The organism is Halorarum salinum (assembly GCF_013402875.1).
In the GTDB taxonomy this organism is placed as follows: Archaea; Halobacteriota; Halobacteria; order Halobacteriales; family Haloferacaceae; genus Halorarum; species Halorarum salinum.
The window spans coordinates 1,966,561-1,984,020 of the sequence record NZ_CP058579.1; the positions used below are offsets into that span (position 1 = coordinate 1,966,561).

Annotated in this window: 18 protein-coding genes; 13 read left to right on the forward strand and 5 right to left on the reverse strand. The window is 56.6% G+C overall.

The features are described 5' to 3' along the window. Nucleotides 1–138: 138 nt before the first annotated feature. On the forward strand, nt 139–1,101 hold the full coding sequence (locus HUG12_RS09480) for a DUF4268 domain-containing protein (RefSeq protein WP_179268522.1): 963 nt from the start codon (nt 139–141) through the stop codon (nt 1,099–1,101). A gap of 163 nt (nt 1,102–1,264) precedes the next feature. After that, nucleotides 1,265–1,813, forward strand: coding sequence for a TATA-box-binding protein (locus HUG12_RS09485; RefSeq protein WP_179268523.1), 549 nt, complete (start codon nt 1,265–1,267; stop codon nt 1,811–1,813). An 11-nt stretch (nt 1,814–1,824) separates the two neighbouring features. Here the strand turns inward: HUG12_RS09485 and HUG12_RS09490 are convergent, their stop codons facing one another. Beyond that, on the reverse strand, nt 1,825–2,364 hold the full coding sequence (locus HUG12_RS09490; RefSeq protein WP_179268524.1) for a TATA-box-binding protein: 540 nt from the start codon (nt 2,362–2,364) through the stop codon (nt 1,825–1,827). A gap of 218 nt (nt 2,365–2,582) precedes the next feature. Between HUG12_RS09490 and HUG12_RS09495 the strand changes: the two genes are divergently transcribed. The 3 genes from HUG12_RS09495 to HUG12_RS09505 all read left to right on the forward strand — a co-directional run bounded on the left by HUG12_RS09495 (nt 2,583) and on the right by HUG12_RS09505 (nt 10,659). Beyond that, nucleotides 2,583–5,945 (forward strand): Eco57I restriction-modification methylase domain-containing protein, encoded by a 3,363-nt coding sequence (locus HUG12_RS09495; RefSeq protein ID WP_246308180.1) that lies wholly within the window; start codon nt 2,583–2,585, stop codon nt 5,943–5,945. Next, nucleotides 5,938–9,300 (forward strand): helicase-related protein, encoded by a 3,363-nt coding sequence (locus HUG12_RS09500; RefSeq protein ID WP_246308181.1) that lies wholly within the window; start codon nt 5,938–5,940, stop codon nt 9,298–9,300. Before HUG12_RS09495 ends, HUG12_RS09500 begins: the two co-directional genes overlap by 8 nt. 345 nt (nt 9,301–9,645) lie before the next feature. Next, nucleotides 9,646–10,659 (forward strand): tyrosine-type recombinase/integrase, encoded by a 1,014-nt coding sequence (locus tag HUG12_RS09505; RefSeq protein ID WP_179268525.1) that lies wholly within the window; start codon nt 9,646–9,648, stop codon nt 10,657–10,659. 32 nt (nt 10,660–10,691) lie between these two features. On the opposite strand, the gene HUG12_RS09510 is transcribed toward HUG12_RS09505, so the two are convergent. From HUG12_RS09510 to HUG12_RS09520, 3 genes are all read right to left on the reverse strand, one after another. Then, complete coding sequence (locus tag HUG12_RS09510; RefSeq protein ID WP_179268526.1) at nt 10,692–11,867, reverse strand: tyrosine-type recombinase/integrase; 1,176 nt, start codon at nt 11,865–11,867, stop codon at nt 10,692–10,694. Nucleotides 11,868–11,885: 18 nt separating this feature from the next. Next, entirely contained in the window at nt 11,886–12,101 is a 216-nt protein-coding gene (locus tag HUG12_RS09515; protein ID WP_218836438.1) for a hypothetical protein, read from the reverse strand. A 144-nt stretch (nt 12,102–12,245) separates the two neighbouring features. After that, nucleotides 12,246–12,629 (reverse strand): hypothetical protein, encoded by a 384-nt coding sequence (locus HUG12_RS09520; protein ID WP_179268528.1) that lies wholly within the window; start codon nt 12,627–12,629, stop codon nt 12,246–12,248. A 155-nt stretch (nt 12,630–12,784) separates the two neighbouring features. Here HUG12_RS09520 and HUG12_RS09525 point away from each other — a divergent pair, with 155 nt between their 5' ends. The 8 genes from HUG12_RS09525 (at nt 12,785) to HUG12_RS09560 (ending at nt 16,972) form a co-directional block, all read left to right on the forward strand. Further along, nucleotides 12,785–13,003: a hypothetical protein gene (locus HUG12_RS09525; protein ID WP_179268529.1), complete on the forward strand. Its 219-nt coding sequence runs from the start codon at nt 12,785–12,787 to the stop codon at nt 13,001–13,003. A gap of 116 nt (nt 13,004–13,119) precedes the next feature. Further along, nucleotides 13,120–13,512, forward strand: a complete 393-nt coding sequence (locus tag HUG12_RS09530; protein ID WP_179268530.1) for a hypothetical protein — start codon at nt 13,120–13,122, stop codon at nt 13,510–13,512. After that, nucleotides 13,509–14,441 (forward strand): HesA/MoeB/ThiF family protein, encoded by a 933-nt coding sequence (locus tag HUG12_RS09535; RefSeq protein WP_179268531.1) that lies wholly within the window; start codon nt 13,509–13,511, stop codon nt 14,439–14,441. The genes HUG12_RS09530 and HUG12_RS09535 overlap by 4 nt, the downstream gene beginning before the upstream one ends. Beyond that, a complete protein-coding gene (locus HUG12_RS09540) occupies nt 14,438–14,773 on the forward strand; it encodes a hypothetical protein (protein WP_179268532.1) in 336 nt (111 codons plus the stop codon). The genes HUG12_RS09535 and HUG12_RS09540 overlap by 4 nt, the downstream gene beginning before the upstream one ends. Next, entirely contained in the window at nt 14,770–15,027 is a 258-nt protein-coding gene (locus HUG12_RS09545; RefSeq protein WP_179268533.1) for a hypothetical protein, read from the forward strand. The genes HUG12_RS09540 and HUG12_RS09545 overlap by 4 nt, the downstream gene beginning before the upstream one ends. A gap of 51 nt (nt 15,028–15,078) precedes the next feature. Next, nucleotides 15,079–15,675: a hypothetical protein gene (locus HUG12_RS09550; RefSeq protein WP_179268534.1), complete on the forward strand. Its 597-nt coding sequence runs from the start codon at nt 15,079–15,081 to the stop codon at nt 15,673–15,675. After that, entirely contained in the window at nt 15,665–16,036 is a 372-nt protein-coding gene (locus HUG12_RS09555) for a hypothetical protein (RefSeq protein ID WP_179268535.1), read from the forward strand. The genes HUG12_RS09550 and HUG12_RS09555 overlap by 11 nt, the downstream gene beginning before the upstream one ends. A gap of 48 nt (nt 16,037–16,084) precedes the next feature. Continuing rightward, on the forward strand, nt 16,085–16,972 hold the full coding sequence (locus HUG12_RS09560; protein ID WP_218836439.1) for a phage NrS-1 polymerase family protein: 888 nt from the start codon (nt 16,085–16,087) through the stop codon (nt 16,970–16,972). Here HUG12_RS09560 and HUG12_RS09565 read toward each other — a convergent pair. Then, nucleotides 16,969–17,382 carry a hypothetical protein gene (locus tag HUG12_RS09565; protein WP_179268537.1) on the reverse strand — a complete coding sequence of 138 codons (414 nt, stop codon included), beginning with the start codon at nt 17,380–17,382 and terminating at the stop codon, nt 16,969–16,971. The two genes, HUG12_RS09560 and HUG12_RS09565, sit on opposite strands and share 4 nt — an antisense overlap. Nucleotides 17,383–17,460 lie beyond the last annotated feature (78 nt).

The window sequence follows — 17,460 nt, forward strand, 5'->3', positions numbered from 1 at the left end:
CGGTGTAAATATAAGTTTCTCCTGAGTGAAACATGGCATGTTTAAATCTATGAATATTGATTGGATAAAAGTGGTTTTGGGCGTTTAACTCATTTCGCTCCTGGAAGGCTTTTGTAACTGCGTTGAGCAGAGGAGCGTATGAGACAGGGTTCGCCAGCAGATTTCCACGAGCTTGAACCACAGGACGTCCGCGAATATTGGTCCCACGAGGCCCACGATTTCACACCGTGGTTGGCGGACTCGATTGGGTCTGAAGAGGTATCGCATCTGGAGGACGTTCTCGGACTAGATTTAGAAGTGACCGAGACGGAGAAGAGCGTTGGAAAGTACAACGTCGATATCGTTGCCGAGGTCGTCGACGATGGCCGGCAGGTCGTAATCGAGAGCCAACTGAGTTCTTCGGATCACGACCACCTCGGGAAGTCCATTGCCTACGCGGCTGGGGTTGATGCAGATATCATCGTCTGGATCTCACCCACGTTCAATGACGAACATCGAGACGCTATCCAGTGGCTGAATAAGAATAGCCGCGAGGGTGTCGATTTATTCGCAATTCGACTCGAAGTATGGCGAATCGGCGAATCTCCCCCAGCAGTCCGGTTCAATCCAGTCGAGGATCCCAGCGAGTGGAAGGAGAAAGCCAAGCGCTCGAAGGGAGAGCTGACCGAGACGAAGAAACTTCAAGAGGAGTACTGGACGCAGTTCCGAGATCTAATCGAGGGCCAGGAGACGCTATTACGGGGGCGGAAACCGAAGCCGCAGCACTGGTACAACAATCCGATTGGGAAATCGGGCTATAAACTTCAGTTTACGGTTAACACGGTGGAGAACAAGCTGTACGCCCAACTCATCATAAACGACGACCCAGAAGCGTATCAGTCTCTGGAGCAACAGAAAGACCAGATAGAGGAGGAGATGGGCGAATCGCTCCTCTGGAGACCTCCCGAAGAGGCCCAAGGAGAGAGCAACCGGAGTAAAATCACACTTCGCCGGGACGGATTCCTGTCCGACAAGGAGGAATGGGAGGAGTATCACGAATGGATGTTAGACCGGGGTGAACAGTTCCACGAGGTGTTCGCGGGACGGATTCAGCAATCCTGAGAGTTGGATATTTATGTGTTACCGCGTTGTGAGTTGAATTCGTGGGAGAATCGAGAGTGTGAATGAGGACATAGAAATCTTAGCGGGCAACCGGGAAGATTTGCTTGAAGAACTACGGGATGTCGTCTGCGCAGATGAAGAATGAGTCATCAGAGGGGTTCTAATGGAAATCGTGAGTACAATGGGAACCGGTTCGCTTGGGCGCGAACTGGACTTAGAGCCTCTCGTTAGCGATCTTCAGTCACGACTTGGTGAGGTAGTGAATGCGAATTTTCGTGGCGACGCTATGGTGACCGTCCGATTAGAAGAAAACGGACCTGCCTACACAATCTATCGAACTGGGTCATTCCAAATCCGGGGTGCCGAGACTGAAGAGGATTTGGTAAGTGCAGAGGGACGCTTCCGAGAAGCATTAGATGAACTTGATATTGAGGTAAACGATTACGAATTTGAACACGTGACTTCGGTGTTCATGGAAACCCTTGACCAAAAGGTAGATCTTGAAACTGCGATGATTGCTCTTGGGTTGGAAAATGCCGAATACGAGCCGGAACAATTCCCAGGACTCATTTATCGCCCTCCCTCTTTCGAGGTCACCTTGCTGGTCTTCGCAAGCGGGAAGATCATCATTGGCGGAACTACTGACAGGAACCAGGCCCTCGATGCAGTGAACCGCCTACGAGAGCAGTTAAGTTCCATAGAACGCGTTTGAGGCCCTTGCTCCTAGAAGAGAGTATCAATTTCCTTTAAGAGATCAGCGACTGCCTCTTCGGCCGAGTGAACGTCTGTTGTTCCGGTGATGATTACCTTTCCAGAACCGAAGATTAACATCACACAGTTATGGTTCGTCGGTCTGTAGACTAACCCAGGAAACTGCTCTGGCTCATACTCAGTGAACTCTAGCCCCAGCCCGATAGCAAGCGCTGAGAGATCCAGTTGTTTGTCGATATCCGCCATACAAACATAATTCTGGATTTTATACCACTCGTCCCCAGCCTCCGGAAGAATGCTATGGTCTGTGAGTAACCGGAGAAATTCCGAGGGAGTAGCGAATGCCTCTTCCTCTGAGCCAGCCCCGGTGATGATGTATTTGCCCGTGCGGTAAACCGTGATTAGAGGTGCAGAGTCATCGAGACGGAAGTAGGCACCTGGATATTTCTCTGGGTCGTAATCAACAACCTCGCTCAATTCATGAGCTACAACCTCAAGATCTATCTCAATGCCCAAAGAGCCCGAAGCGACGACGTTCTCCACGCTAACCATTCTATGATCCTCTATGTCACGTCTCTCATCTCACCGAATAATAAACTGCGGTAACTGGCTTTCTTGGTCGCCGGTCTTTGCTGGATGTACAAACTGCCAAAAATCGCAGCTGTCGAGAGGTGACGTAGGTTCATATACGAAAACGAGGGGAATTACCCTCGGATGATTCACCGACAGCCCGCGACTGTTTGCCAAGAGTATATATGGTGCTAGAGAGAATGGCCGTCAAGCGAAATATGTCTGTCAGAACTCCCATCGAAGGTCTCGCCTCAATCGAAAACGGAGGCGACGTTATCGACTATCTACTCAATTCAGAAGGATTAAACTACAGTACCTTTGTCGAGGTCCCGAGCGGAATAAAGCGTAACCAAGGGAGGAACGATTGGTACGAGGCACACTTAGTCGATGAGAATGGTGACGGCATCATTCGATACATCGAGCTCGAAGCATCTGGGGATAGCCCCACATTTAGCGATCTGAAGCGACACCTGAAACGCCACGGAAGCCCAGTTAACGAACTTTTCACTGTCATCGCATACAGGAAATCCGATGAGGGGCCACTGACCAGTCCCCTGAACGACGACCTAACGTTCCTTTACATTGAGGAGCAGTTTTCTTCAGAAGACGTCGAGGTGACCTTCGATCTCAACTACTTCACGGTCAAGCGGTTTGGCGTCGAACCAGCGTACCTCGACTATCTTGACGACCTCTCCGTGGACTCTGGACAAGGTCGAACGAGTCTCGAAGGGGACGTTGAGGATGTCTTCTCCATCCGAGAGGTCACGCGTAACTTCTACCAAGATTTCGGGGAAATCTTCCGTGAGGATCTTCAAGATGCGATTCACGGCTTGAAGGAACCGGAGGAGAACCTCAATGCATATACGCGAACGGTCGTCAATCGCGTCCTGTTCTTGCTGTTCATTGAGGAGAAGGGGTGGCTTGACGGCGATGTGGACTACGTCGAGAACAAGTACGAAGAAGTGGCCAAAGAGGACGATCTGCACGTTTACGACGACTTATTCGAGCCACTGTTCTTCGAAGCGCTCTCAGAGGAGGGGACAACGGAATCGGACCGCCTCGGTCAGATCCCCTTCCTCAACGGCGGTCTGTTTGAGCGCAAGGACATCGAAGAGGACGTTGAAATTGACGAGGAATTCTTCGACAAGCTCCTCAGTCCGGAGGATGGCGACGATGGCGAACCGGAAGGGTTCCTCCGGCGATACAAGATCTCGCTTCGTGAGTCGAATCCCAGCGAACAGGAACTCGTCGTCGACCCGGAGTTCATCGGGCGTATCTTCGAGATGTTCATGCAGGAGGACGAACGTTCAGAGGTGGGCGCGTTCTACACCCCGAAACCTATCACCGCCTACATGACGAAGAACGCGCTCAAGCAGCATCTGCTGGGGCAAACCGACATCTCCCACGAAGAGGCTGTGTCACTGGTTAGTGACCACACCGCCCCCGACTCGCTCACTGAGGACCAGATCGAGGACGTCAATAACGCTCTTCGATCTGCGACTGTACTGGATCCGGCAGTGGGCAGTGGCGCGTTCATCATCGCCATGCTGGAGGAGCTTGTCGCCGTCTCGGAAGCACTTGACGATAGTACTGGCGACGGCCGAAGCCGGTTCCAGCTGAAAGAAGAGTTCATCGCGGACACGCTCTACGGTGTCGACATCGACGCTGGCGGTATCGAACTGTGTAAGTTCCGTGTCTGGCTCCACCTAATGCAGGATCTCGACGTAGACCACGACGAGTTCCTTGATTCTAACGAAGAATTCGCACTGCCCAATCTCGGATTCAAGTTCTTTGTCGGAAACAGCCTTGTCGGAGAGCATGACCCAACAAACGTCGACGCTCAGCAAGCCACTCTAACGGGGGGGCTCGACAGCACACTCGAAGAGATTCACGAGGTTAGGACCCAATACCAGACCGCACACGGTGATGAAAAGGATCGACTTGCCGAGCGTCTTGAGGAACTTACTGACGAACTGGACACTCAGTTGGCCGTTGAGAAGAGTAGCTGGATGACTGAGGTTGTTGAAGAAACGGACGAAACCTTCGCGTGGACACTTAACATTCCAGAGGTCATTCTGGACGGGGGGTTCGATATTGTAATTGGTAATCCACCGTACGAAGGGCAATCTCAACAGGATTATATCGGAGAACTCGCCCGCTTCTACGACAAGAAGTACGACTTCTACAAGACCATCCCACGGATGCGACACGATTTGTATCAGAAATTCAATATTAGGGGTTGGGAACTGACACGGAAAGGCGGTGTACTGTCCTATATTACGAGCAATACGTTTTACACCATCGGGTCTAAGCAGACGACGCGGCAACTGCTCCAGCGGAACCAATTACTCGATTTACTAAGAGCGAATTCTGACACATTCGAAGCAACGGTCGAACCTGCAATCTTTGCACTGCAAAAGCGGGATCCAGATCCAGCACACAAATTCAATTATATCGATGCATCAGAGACAGAGATTCAGGAGTATCGCTCGTTCGTTCGGGAATTAGACACTTCCGAGTCCGACGCTGAACGGGTCGCACCGCTTGACCTCCACGATTCATCCCGCGGGTATCGCGTCCAACTTCAGGTCTACAAAGACACGCTGCGGAGTGCGTTTTTCGAGCCGACCGAGACGAACATGAGGCTCCACGACCAATTTATGTCCCGGATCAAGAGCCTCGCCGAGGAGTGGGAGTCTGAGTTACAGGACGTAACGACATTGAAGCATAACGCAGAGAAGATAACGCAAAACCACACCTCACAATTAGATACAGGCGATGTGTCTATCCTCGGATTGCTAACTCTCGGAGGACAGGGGATGACGACCGATAAGAATGCGAAGTATATGGCATTTTTAGAAGGAACCGAAGAGGCCGAAGAGTTAGCCGACCGAAACCCCGACTTCAAGCTGAACGAGCGCAACGAAAATGAGTATAAATACCTTGACAAGGTTATCACCAAAGATCGAGTCGCGGATCCCAGTAATCTCACTTCTGAGGAACAATTAAACGGAATTGATAGCTCAAAGACAGCCACCTGGGTTCCGATCGAAAAGGGGTTCCGTCAATCAGATCTTTACTATAAGCCTCAGGTCGAATATATCAACTGGTCAAAGGATTCATTACAGGAAATTCAGAGTCACCGGAACGGGATCTTAAAGAATATCGACTATTACTTTGAACCCGGAGTGTTCCTCTCTATCGGCGGATTCGCTAATCTTAAAGCCAGATATACGAATAACCGAGCTATCGACCATACTGGTAATATATTCGCCCCAACTATCCTACAAAAGCTGTCCGTGAAGTACCTCATCGGAATCCTCAATTCAGAAGTACCCATCCATATCACCGAGAACTTCATTAATTCAACTGGACTTGAGACCGCCGACCTCCGTTTGATTCCCATTCCGATTCCGACCGAGGAACAACGGGAAAGTGTCGAGATGCTGGTCGATAGAGCGATTGAATCTCAGCGAGGGAATCGGTCGGAGTCTCTTGAATCGATTCAGGTAGAGGTTGAAGAGATCGTAGAGCAGATCTATCAGGTGGACTTGGATGAGTGACCCAGACTGGAGCGACTACTCCGACGTCCTCGACAACCGCGAATATGACGTCGCCGAGCGAGCGAACGCTCTTGCGCCTGAAGCCGAGACTGTCCGCATCGCCGTCGGTTACTTCTATCTTGGTGGTTTCGACCTCCTGAAGGAGAATCTCCGAAGGGCCGAACGCATTGAGATCCTCATCGGAACCGATACCGATCAGCGTACCATCGATGAACTGGAACGTGGGTTCGCTGACGACCTAGATGAATACGACCGCTCTGAAGCCCAAGAGGGGATCAATCGGCTTTACGAGCTCATTCAGGAGGACAAGGTGGATGTGCGTGTGTACGACGACAGTCGGTTCCATCCGAAGCTCTATCTCTTCGAACATCCGGCGGGTTCCCCGGACCTCGGCCGGGCGATTATCGGCTCCTCGAACCTCTCCGCCAGCGGTCTCCGTGGGAACGTCGAACTGAACGTCGAAAAGAAGGACAACAACACGATCCGGTATCTCGGCGAGTGGTTCGAGGATATCTGGGCGGAGGCCAGCGAATTCGATAAGGACCTTATGTCTGCCGAGATAGAGAAGTCGCAGTTCGGAGACGACCTCCCAGACACCTCCACGGGAAAAGGTGAAACATCGGTCGCCGAGGTGGAAACGATTTCACCGTACGAAGCGACGAAACGGTTTATTGTCGAGCAGTTTTCCCGAGACGTCCGAGAGGGCACCCTACTTCAGGACATCTCTGGCGATTACGAAGAACAACTCACAGCGTTCCAGCAGGACGCGTTCAGGGCAGCTCGTCGTCCGCTCGAAAAATACAACGGCGTCGTACTAGCGGACAGCGTCGGTCTGGGCAAGTCATACATCGGTGCCCCTCTCGTACAGGACTACACGAGTTCCCGAGATGATGTTCTCGTCATCGCTCCCAAACGGTTGGAGCGGATGTGGATGCGGGACCTCCTTGATGCGGACACCGGCGAGTTCCCGACAACTGCTGAGAAGACGTTTATGAGTTTCAATAAACTCTCCCGTCTATCTGAAAAGGAGATCCAACGGCTCCGTGGAGTTGATCTGATTCTCGTCGACGAGGCTCACAACCTCCGAAATACTGGAACACAGCGCTACGATAAACTCCAGTCAATCGGTCGGATGGGCAAGAAGTTCGTGATGCTGACTGCAACGCCGATCCACAACTCCGTCAGAGACGTGGACAATTTGATCAAGGTGTTTGCCGACGACGATGACTTCGACATCGAGCTTCAGGGCTTGTCACCGAGCGAGATTTTTAAACAGTATGACCGCCTCTCCAGCGAGGAAGACAAATCCGCGAGCACTCAGAGTCGGCTTTCGGACTTGGAAGAACTCATTGAGTCAATTATGCGGGAGGTCATCATTTCGAGGGACCGGAAGTACATCCTCGAAAATTACGAGGAGATCACCATCGGAGACCGGGCCATTAGCGTCCCTGATCGAAAGCCGCGTCTTGTCACACCCGATGACCCTCGTCTCGACGAACTCTATAGTGACATCGTCGATACAGTCATCGGCTCAGATGACTCCGAGAACTCTGGATTGAACATCCCCTACGTTAGTGCTGATCGGTATGACGCTGACGGAGACGAAGAAGAGGAACTAATCATTGAGTACCAGAACGCGAGCATTCTGATGCTCATTAATCTCCTCAAACGTCTTGAGAGCAGCCTTGCCGCGTTCGAGAGTTCTGTTGAACGGCTTATGGAACGAGAGCGCATCACACGTCACATCGCTACTGGTGACCTGGATGATGCGCAAAACCGGAGTGACGCCGTCGAACAGATACGAGATACATTCGAGGACGATTTCGCCAAAGATGTTGACTTCGAGGACGTCGCAGAAGCCCTCAATAGAGTCAGTCCATCGAAGAGGGATGAAATCGTAGCAGACATTGATGAAGACCTTCGAGAACTGGATCGAATAAAACGGCAAGCACAGAATGCACTTCAGACCAAAGAAGATGGACGCACTAAAGACGCTAAGGCGGAACGTCTGCGTGGGTTAATTGACCGAGAGCTATCGGACGAGAAGGTTCTCATATTCAGCCAGTACGTACCCACGATTACGCACCTCTTTGAGCAACTAACTGGGGAGAATCCTGCACACACGAACGTTGCTACACTTGGTCAAGATCCGAGTAATCCTACCGTCGGATTTGTCCACGGGGGAAGTGGGTACGATGAGAGAATTGTTGAGCGATTTGCTCCAGAAGCTCAAGAGGCCGATGTGACCCTCGGCGAAGAGATTGACATCCTGTTTGCGACCGACGTATTAGGAGTCGGACAGAATCTCCAAGATGCACGAGTCCTCGTGAACTACGATCTCCACTGGAACCCGATGAAGATGGAGCAGAGAATTGGGCGTCTTGACCGCATCACCACGCGGCATGATGAACTGTGGATCTACAACTTTGCTCCGACAGGTGACCTACGGAAGCAGCTCGGGCTCGTCGAGGGGATTCAAGAGAAAATCGAAGATATCGCCAACACGTTCGGTCATGCCGCTCCCATCCTGGATACTGCTGAAGAGCAAGTACACAAAACGCTCATCACCTACGAGCGACTGGAAGAAGGCGGTGCAGAGTTTGGGGACGAACGGTTGGAGGGTATTGGGTCGAAGTACGACGATCTCAGAAATGTCGTTCGATCGTTCTGTGAGGAGAATGATGTCGATATCGAGGAGCTTCTGGAAACCTACGATGCCGTCGCAGACAGGTCGGAACCACAGTATTTCGTCTCTCCTGGCGAAGAAGGATACGTCTCACTCGCCCACTTAGAACATAGTAGTGGACGCACTGAATGGCGGACCACCATCTTCGATTCGGATCGAGTACAAAGCACCACAATCGGAGGGCAAACGGTCTTCACCCAATTCCCACGGTTAGAGACTGATGAAGTTCGAGTGTTCGAAACCATCTCCTCCCCCGATACCACTCGCCACGCGATTCCTGAGGACGATTTTGATGAGTTGAAGTCTTTCGTGAGTGAGTTGGGCACGCCGAGTACGTGGCAAAACGACATTCTTAGTCGGCAGAGTGGAGATAGTGACGTTGTTACCGACATTAAACAACTATGTCGACAGATTGCGGACAGCGACGTGGATGTGAGCGGAGAAGCAGAAAAGATTGTTGGCCTGCTGGGTGATCACGAGATGAGCGACTGGGCAGAGGGCCAGTTGCGCACAATACATCGGAGACGTCGTAGATATGGGGCTAACGGTACGATTCGAAGGATACACCACAAACTCACAGAGGGGATTGAGTTAGTCGATCCGGAGACCGTTATGGAAGCAGAAGTTGCGATTGCAGGGCAATTGGACGATAGCACACCGGAGAAATAATTCACAGAAGTATCCTGCTATCTAACTCTCCTGTAGTAGAGAGTAACCCAAAGCCTAAGCCGTTGCTTTACATCTTGGCTCTTGCGAACCACAAGACGGCGACGCCCTGATGCACGATCCATGATGCGACATCATGGTCTCTACAGCCAGAACGGTCGTTCCCTTATAAGGAACCCACCGCTGTCCCGTGTATCACGACCATCACGAAAACGAATGGGCGCTGCAGGCGCTGGTCACTACCCGTGACCGAGGGTGATTTCCGCCGTTCCAGCCGCACTCCCCGACAATCCCAGATGGGCCATGCTCCGAGACTCATCCGGTTCGCTCAACACCACCCCATCAGCAATGAGTCTCGAACCCATCACCCCAGACCACGCGCTCGACCTCTACCTCACCGACAAAGCCAACGAGCTTGCGGAGGCCTCCCTCCGCGGCCACCAGTACCGGCTCGGCCACTTCGTCCGCTGGTGCAACGACATCGCAGCCATCGACAACCTCAACACGATGACCGGCCGCAAGCTGCACGAATACCGGCTCTGGCGCCGTGAAGACGGTGACCTGAACAAAGTCAGCGAGAAAACCCAGATGGACACCCTCCGCGTGTTCATCCGGTGGCTAGAATCCATCGATGGCGTCGAACAGGACCTGAGCGAAAAAGTGCTGTCCCCGTCGGTCACCCCCGACGAGAACACCCGGCACGAGATGATCGACAGCGACCGCGCCACACAGGTCCTCGCCCACCTCGAAAAGTACGAGTACGCAAATCTCCCGCACATCGCCATCGCCCTGATGTGGCACACGATGATGCGGATCGGTGGCGTCCACGCCCTCGACGTCGACGACTACCACCCAGACGACCAGTACCTCGAAGTCCGGCACCGGCCAGACACTGGAACCCCCATCAAGAACAAGGGAGACGGCGAACGCCTGGTAGCGGTCTCCGACCAAGTGGCCGAACTGCTTGATGACTGGCTCACCCAGAAACGGCCCGATGTCACCGACGAGTACGACCGGACCCCCTTACTGGCCACCCGGCAAGGCCGCGCCAACAAGACCACGCTCCGTGCCTACGTGTACCGCTGGACCCGGCCCTGTGTCACCGACAATCCCTGCCCCCATGACCGCAACCCAGACGACTGCGACGGGATGCACCGCGATTTCGCCTACCGCTGCCCCTCCAGCGTGAGTCCCCACGCCATCCGCCGCGGCTCCATCACGCACAACCTCAACAGCGACGTGCCAGCTCAAGCGGTCAGCGACCGGGCGAACGTCAGCCAGCGCGTGATCGACCAGCACTACGACCGGCGCACCGAACGCGACAAGATGGAACAACGACGGGCGTACCTGGACAACCTCTGAGGCTGCCCCGCTAGCTGTCACACCGCGGTGCGTCACTGGGCGTACCCGGACTCCGGGTCGTCCCCAACCGCCCGGAACTCGTCCTCGAACCGCTCCCGCTCCTCGGTCGAATCCGGTAAGTCGTAATGGAGGGCCTGCACCCGCGGGGACACATCACACCGCTGTTGAATCGCATCCGAGGACACCCCCCGGTTCCGCTGATCCGTGATATACCCGGTGCGGACATGGTGCGGTGCCCGACTGCTCGGACACCGGAACGCCGCATCATTCGCCTGCGCCGCCTCACACTCGTCCGGATCCCGGTCATGCGGACACTCGAGCCCAACCACACACGGACGCGTCCACATATACGCAATCTTCTGTAGCATCGACGGGCTGATCCGGCCATCACCCTTCGTCAACAATGGCTCCCGCCCCAGCGCATCACGCACTGGCGGCCGCACATGCGCCAGATGATCCCGGATAATCCCCGGTGTCTGGCCGTAGAGGGTGATCTCGCGCTCGCTTTGCTCGTTATTCTTCAGCGGCGTTCCCTCCCGGTGCCGGAACGTGAGGACACCGGTCTGCCGGTTGAAATCACCCACATCAAGCGCCCGAAGCCCGCTTTTCCGCGGCCCGGCCTGGCACATCAACTCCATGGTCACGTGCTCCACAGTCGCGTAACGGAACGTCCGCAGGTAGGCTAACGCCGCCTGCGCTACCTCGGGCACCAGCTGCTTCTCGTCGACTCCCTCCCCTCGGTCACGGTCCACCCGTGGAATCTCCACGCAGTGTTCGAACCGGACTGGCGCCATCCGGTGCTCGATCAGGTACCGGATAAACTCCCGGAAGAGGTACATATCATCGCGCAACGTGTTGTTCGCCAACGGTTTGGCCCGGGACAACGACTCATACTTCCGCCAGGACCGGTACCGTTCCACGTCCTCACTGGTGAGGTCCTGCGTCGTTGTGATCCCTGCCGTCTGCAGATACGTCTCGAGGTAGTCGAGCTTCCGGGTGTAGTGGCTGGTCGTTTCCACGGCCTCCAGTTTGTGCTCACGAAACTCTGCGAGGACCTCGGTCATCGGCCGGGACTTCAGGACGAACTCGGGGAAGGACTCAGCGATCTCGTCTACGACCGTGGAGGCGATCTGCTCCAGAAACTCCTCTGACGGGTTCTCTGAGAGGCGTTGTTTGACAAGCTCAACATCGTCAGGGCGGTCAGCCATTTGTGCAGGCCGCGGCCATTACCACCAGTCCTCCTCATCGAGGTAGAGAGGGGTGGTGAAGTCAGTGGTAGCGTAGGGCTGGTCCTCCTCCCAGTACTGCATCCGCTGGTCCATCGCATCGTCAAGCTGAGCGGCCTTATTCTCCGCAAGCTCGTGGCTGAGCCCTGGGGCGGTTGCTGGTTCGAACGGTCGGTCGAACTGGTCCAACGCAGTGTTGGCTTCGTTACTGGTCATGGCGACGGCTGAGGCTACGCCTTGGCCGATATTAAAACGTTTCTCTGCTTCACACCCGAACGTGACGATGCTGGTATCGAGTACAACACGGCTTGCCGAGGCCACGCAGTGGCATCCTCTCGCCGCGGCATGTCATCACCTCCCTTATTCGCCGCGGTCCTGCTTCACTTCTTCAAGCATTTTCTCCATCTCCTCGATCGACAGACTGGACTCGTGGGCAAGCCCGCGGAACCGCTCCCGTTCGAACTCTTCAAACTCATCATCCAGATCGGTCAACATCTGGACCACGACCTCGCCCTTCGCCGTCAACTCGTACGTCCCGTCCTCCTCCCGCACCAATTCAGCGTCCTTGAAATCGTTGATGAAGTGCTGGACCCCGGAGCGGCTGGCATCGATGTTCTTGTGGATATCCTTCGCGGGCACGCCTTTCGTGATCTGCTCTAGCGCGGCCAACCGCTTCCAGTTCCCGAGGGCGTTCAGCACCTCTTCGATCATCTGGCGGCGTTCCAGGTCAAGTTCAACGGCCATACCGCCTTCTTGACCACCCCGTACATTAGTGTTCACGGTTCCAAGATGCGGGATGCCACGAATACAGACGGCAGCTCCGAAAATGACTTCAACGCTAAGATACCGGCATGGAAAACATTTATACGTCTGCGTCGGATAGGATGGCCTGACACGCCATGGGCAAACAACCCCGCACCAACGAACCCGGCGAACAGGACGAAGCGAACAAGACAATCGCGGAGTACAAGCGCGAGCACGGTATCCCGCCCGAGAAACCGATGGTGTACACGCTCGGGACCGACACCTACGAACTCCACGACCAGGACCTGGTCGGGGACGTCCCGGACGGTGCAACCATCGAATCGCTCTCGGTCAACGACCCTGTGTTCGGGTAGGTAGGGCCGCTCCCGTCCCTCTCCCTGCTGACGCAACCGCCCGACTCCCCTCCAACCTTGCTTTGGAAGCCCATCCCCCCGATACCCGAAGAGGACCACCACACACCCCCCATACCATGATCGACAAAGACCGCGTCAAAATCGAATTGAACGCCCTGAAACCCGTCTGTGATGAGGTCCGCTCGGATCTCAACGAAGGCTGGGTCGAACTCCACGGCATCACCTTCCCATCCGGATGGCGGCCCCGCACCGGTGCCCTCCGGTTTGAACTTCAAGACCCCTATCCGGGCAGTCAGCCGAAAGCCTTCATCCCCGAAAATATGCGGTACAAAGGAGGCCGTCCGCACATCATGCTTCGGAGCGGGCCGCCCGGCTGGCGGAAGTACTGCATCCACCGCCTCGAGCTGGACGCCGGGTTCGATACGCTTGTGTCGATGACCCGGTTAATCGAGAAATCGCTGCTGCGCCCGCACAGCAAGAACCCGGTCAAGAAGGCCTCTCGACGATGACCGGGGCCGGCTCCACCCACACGCCGGACGCGCGGTTTGACCGGACGATCCGCGCCCTCGGCCAATCCGGCGTGAACCGGCTTGCCACCACGCACCTCGCGGTCGTTGGCTGCGGCGGTCTGGGCTCCATCATGGCCGAGGAATTCACCCGGTACGGTATCGGCCAGCTCACACTCATCGATCCTGATGTGGTGGAGGAATCGAACCTGCCGCGGCTGTTCGGAGCGTTTCCTGCGGATGTCGGCCGCCCCAAAGTCGAGGTGGTTCGCGACCACCTCGCCCGTATCGATGAGAACGTCCGGGCGACCACGGTACAGGATCGGGTTGAGAACGCTACTCCAGCACTCCGGGAGGTTGACCTGATCGTCGCTGGCCTTGACCGCGTGTCCACACGCCAGTGGCTGAACGCGTACGCGGTCCAGCACCGCACCCCGTACGTCGATGCCGGGGTTATCATCACTACCAGCGGCACCGAGGAGACCGAGACAGGAACAGCACCGCACATCGAGACGATGGACGGCTACATCCAGGTGGTACTGCCCGGCCACTCCGCCTGCTTCGCGTGTCTGAACCGCGGAGATCCGGAACGCGCCCGGATCGAACGCCTCACCGAGGAGGAACGCGAGGAGGAACTCGCCCGCGGCTACATCGACGAAACACAGCTGTCCCCGGAACCTGCGGTCGTCCCGTTGAACGGGGTTGTTGCCTCGAAAACGGTGCAGCTCGTGGCCAAGCTCGTGACCGGGTACGCCGAGCCACCGGACTACCTGCATTTCGAAGGCGTCAGCAACGACCTCACCACGCTGTCCACCACGCCACGGCCGGACTGTCCGCTCTGCAACCCCGGCACTGACCAGGACCTCGATCTCGAGGCGGACTTCGATCTCACCCCCGCCGAGAACGACCCAGACCCGGAGACAGACCAATGAATCCATACCTCGACCACGTACTCTCGGCCATCGCCGGTGGCATCAGCAGCGTCATCATCGTAACATTGGTCCGGGATATCCCCGGCGGCACAGAGGCAGCAACCGTCGGAGGCATCCTGCTGTTCACCGCCGCGGTCATTGACTGGCTGCGCGAGCTCAGCCCAGACCACCCCTCCAGAATGCCCCGGCAACCGGTCGAAACCGATCCCAACGCCCTCGATCTCGACACGACCGGGTTGTTCACCGACCACCAGAACACCGCTGTCCCTGACAGGGGCCGCCGCCCCCACCCGTGGACAATCCAGGCCCAGCGCCACGAGGACAACAGATGAACTTCGAGACAGCTGACCTCCATGACTGCGGACACGTCGGCCAACTCGCCGGCGTCTGCCAATACGCCGCGCCCAACGAGCAGGGGTGTGCGAACAAGATCTGCGAGCAGTGCATCGGCACCTGCGATATCTGCCGGGCAGTCCTCTGCCCGCATCACGCCGTCCGGCTCGAGGACGGGACACAGGTGTACTGCTCGGACCATGTGAACGGGTACATCGCCCGCACACTCCTCAGCGCCCTGCTCGACCGCTAACCCACCCCCCTGTATATGGACGATACTGACACCAACGCCGATCCCACCACAATGACCGACAACACCACTGATGCCGACCCGGTGACCGACAACACCTACCAGAAGAAAACGACACGCCGCATCGGCGACCCCGACGCGTTCGTCGTCGATGACGCGACAACAACCACAGACGTTGGGACGATGAACCAGCACACCGATGTCGTCATCCGTCCCTGCAAATGCGGGAACACCGAACAGGAGCTCAGCACCATCTCCCAGTGCAGCCGCTGCACCGAGAAATGCTGTCCCAAGTGCCGTATCACACTCTCACGGCGGATTCGCTGCCCGGACTGTGCCGAACAGGAGTTCCACCTCACGAAAGCCGTGTTCATCGCGCTGTACCGCCTGGACGTACACGAACACGGCGGCACCGACCTACTGGAACAGGTCGAGCACACGGCTGCCGTCACCCTGATCGAACACAACTACATCCAGATCGAGGCCGCTGTCGAGGAGGACGGCACGCTCGCGGTCGACGCGGACAACCCGCTCTCCGTGGCGGGGAAGGAAGCACTCCACGTCGGCGAACAACTGTACAACGACGACGAAGACGTTGCTCGGCTCAAGCAGGAGTTGATCATCCAACAGGTGGCGAACAATGGCCGCTAACACCCTCCCCGCCGTGGTGGGGACACCGCTGTTCCTGCCGCTGCCTACAACCCCGAACGAACTCGTGTTCCTCGCTGCGGTGTTCGCCGGGGCGATGGCCATCCTGTTCGGCATCCACCCCACCGCCGTCCTCGGTGCGGCCTACCTCGTGCTGGTCATGTATTTCGTTGACGTGCTCGGGCCGCACCCGATGCTCGCGGTCCTGATCATCGCGACCGCTGCACTCGCCCGCCTCGCCGGAGTTGGCGGTGACAAACTCCGGACCTGGCTGCACAACGCCGGCCCGGAAACCCTGGCCGCTGTGGCCGGTGTCCTCCAGCACCTCATTTCCACTCGTCGTGGCGGGCGTGAAAACGAGTAGCGTTCAAAAACGTATGACCAGTGACACGTACACAGCATGACCCCTCCCATGTATTCGATCACGCCCAAGACCGTTCCTGCCACGTTGAAAGCCCAGCACCAGTGGGTGTGCTGGCGCGAAGAATCCCGGGACGGACAGGACAAACCCGCGAAGGTACCGATCAATCCGGGGACCGGCACGTATGCGAGCGTGGCCGACCCGGAGACGTGGACCACCTTCGCTGCCGCCTACACCACGTACCGGGAAGACGACACGGTGGCCGGTGTCGGGTTCGTGTTCACCCCGGACGACCCGTACGTCGGCGCTGACCTGGATGACTGCCGTGACCCGGCCACCGGGAAACTCGCGGACTGGACGCGAGATATCGTTCAGCGCCTCGACTCGTATACGGAGGCGTCACCGTCAGGGACCGGTGTCCACGTACTCGTCCGCGGGGAATTCCCTGACGGGAAGTGCCGGAACGGCGACGTTGAACTGTACGACCGGGACCGGTACTTCACCGTGACCGGGCGGCACCTGTCCTTGACACCGCCGACGGTGAACGACCGCACTGAACCACTGAGCGAACTCCACGAAGAGTACCTCGCTGCTGATACCGGGAGCGGTGAGCGCGAGCTGGCTGATGGCGGTGCCCCCGAGGATGCACCACTGGCGGATGCAGACCTGCTCGAGTACGCGTTGAACGCATCAAACGGGGAGAAGTTCGACCGGTTGTGGCGCGGTGATACCGCTGGGTACGCGAGCCATAGCGAGGCGGACCAGGCCCTGTGTAACCTGTTGGCGTTCTGGACGGGTGGTGATGCACACCAGATCGAGCGGCTATTCAGCAAAAGCGGTCTCATCAGGGACAAATGGCGTGACCGGCCGAACTACCGGAAACGAACCATCGAGACGGCGATCAGCGATTGTCCTGCCTTTTACGACCCGGAGCACTAGTCCGCTCGCATCCCTTCAGCCAGCACCTGAGCTTCCACCAGTTCTTCCCATTCAGCTTCCAGCGCCAGTTTCGCATCCTCCATCTCACGCAGTTCTGCCTGGAACCGGCGGCGTGCCTCGGTCAACTCACTGTGAAGCTCATCCAGCCGCCGTTCTAACCGTGGCCGTTTCTCCGAGGTCCGGACGTGTCGCGATAGCTCGTGGTCGACCTCCCGGATCTCCGTTTTCAACCGGGCAACCGTCGAGTCATACAGTTGGATGCGGCTCTGGATCTGTGCTTCCTTCGCGGTGAGCTGGCGCTGGACGCGTTCGAGTTCAGATTCGGCGGTTGCCGCCAGGAACTGGGTGACATCGAAGCCTGCTGCCGCGTCCTGATACTCGGTGTCTCGAGGCGTGTTCTCCCGCTCCACGCCCGAGTCTGGGGAGGTTGAAGATTAAGAAGAGAGTCGGGAATCACGGGGGTCCCGGTTTCGCGGAATCGGACGTCA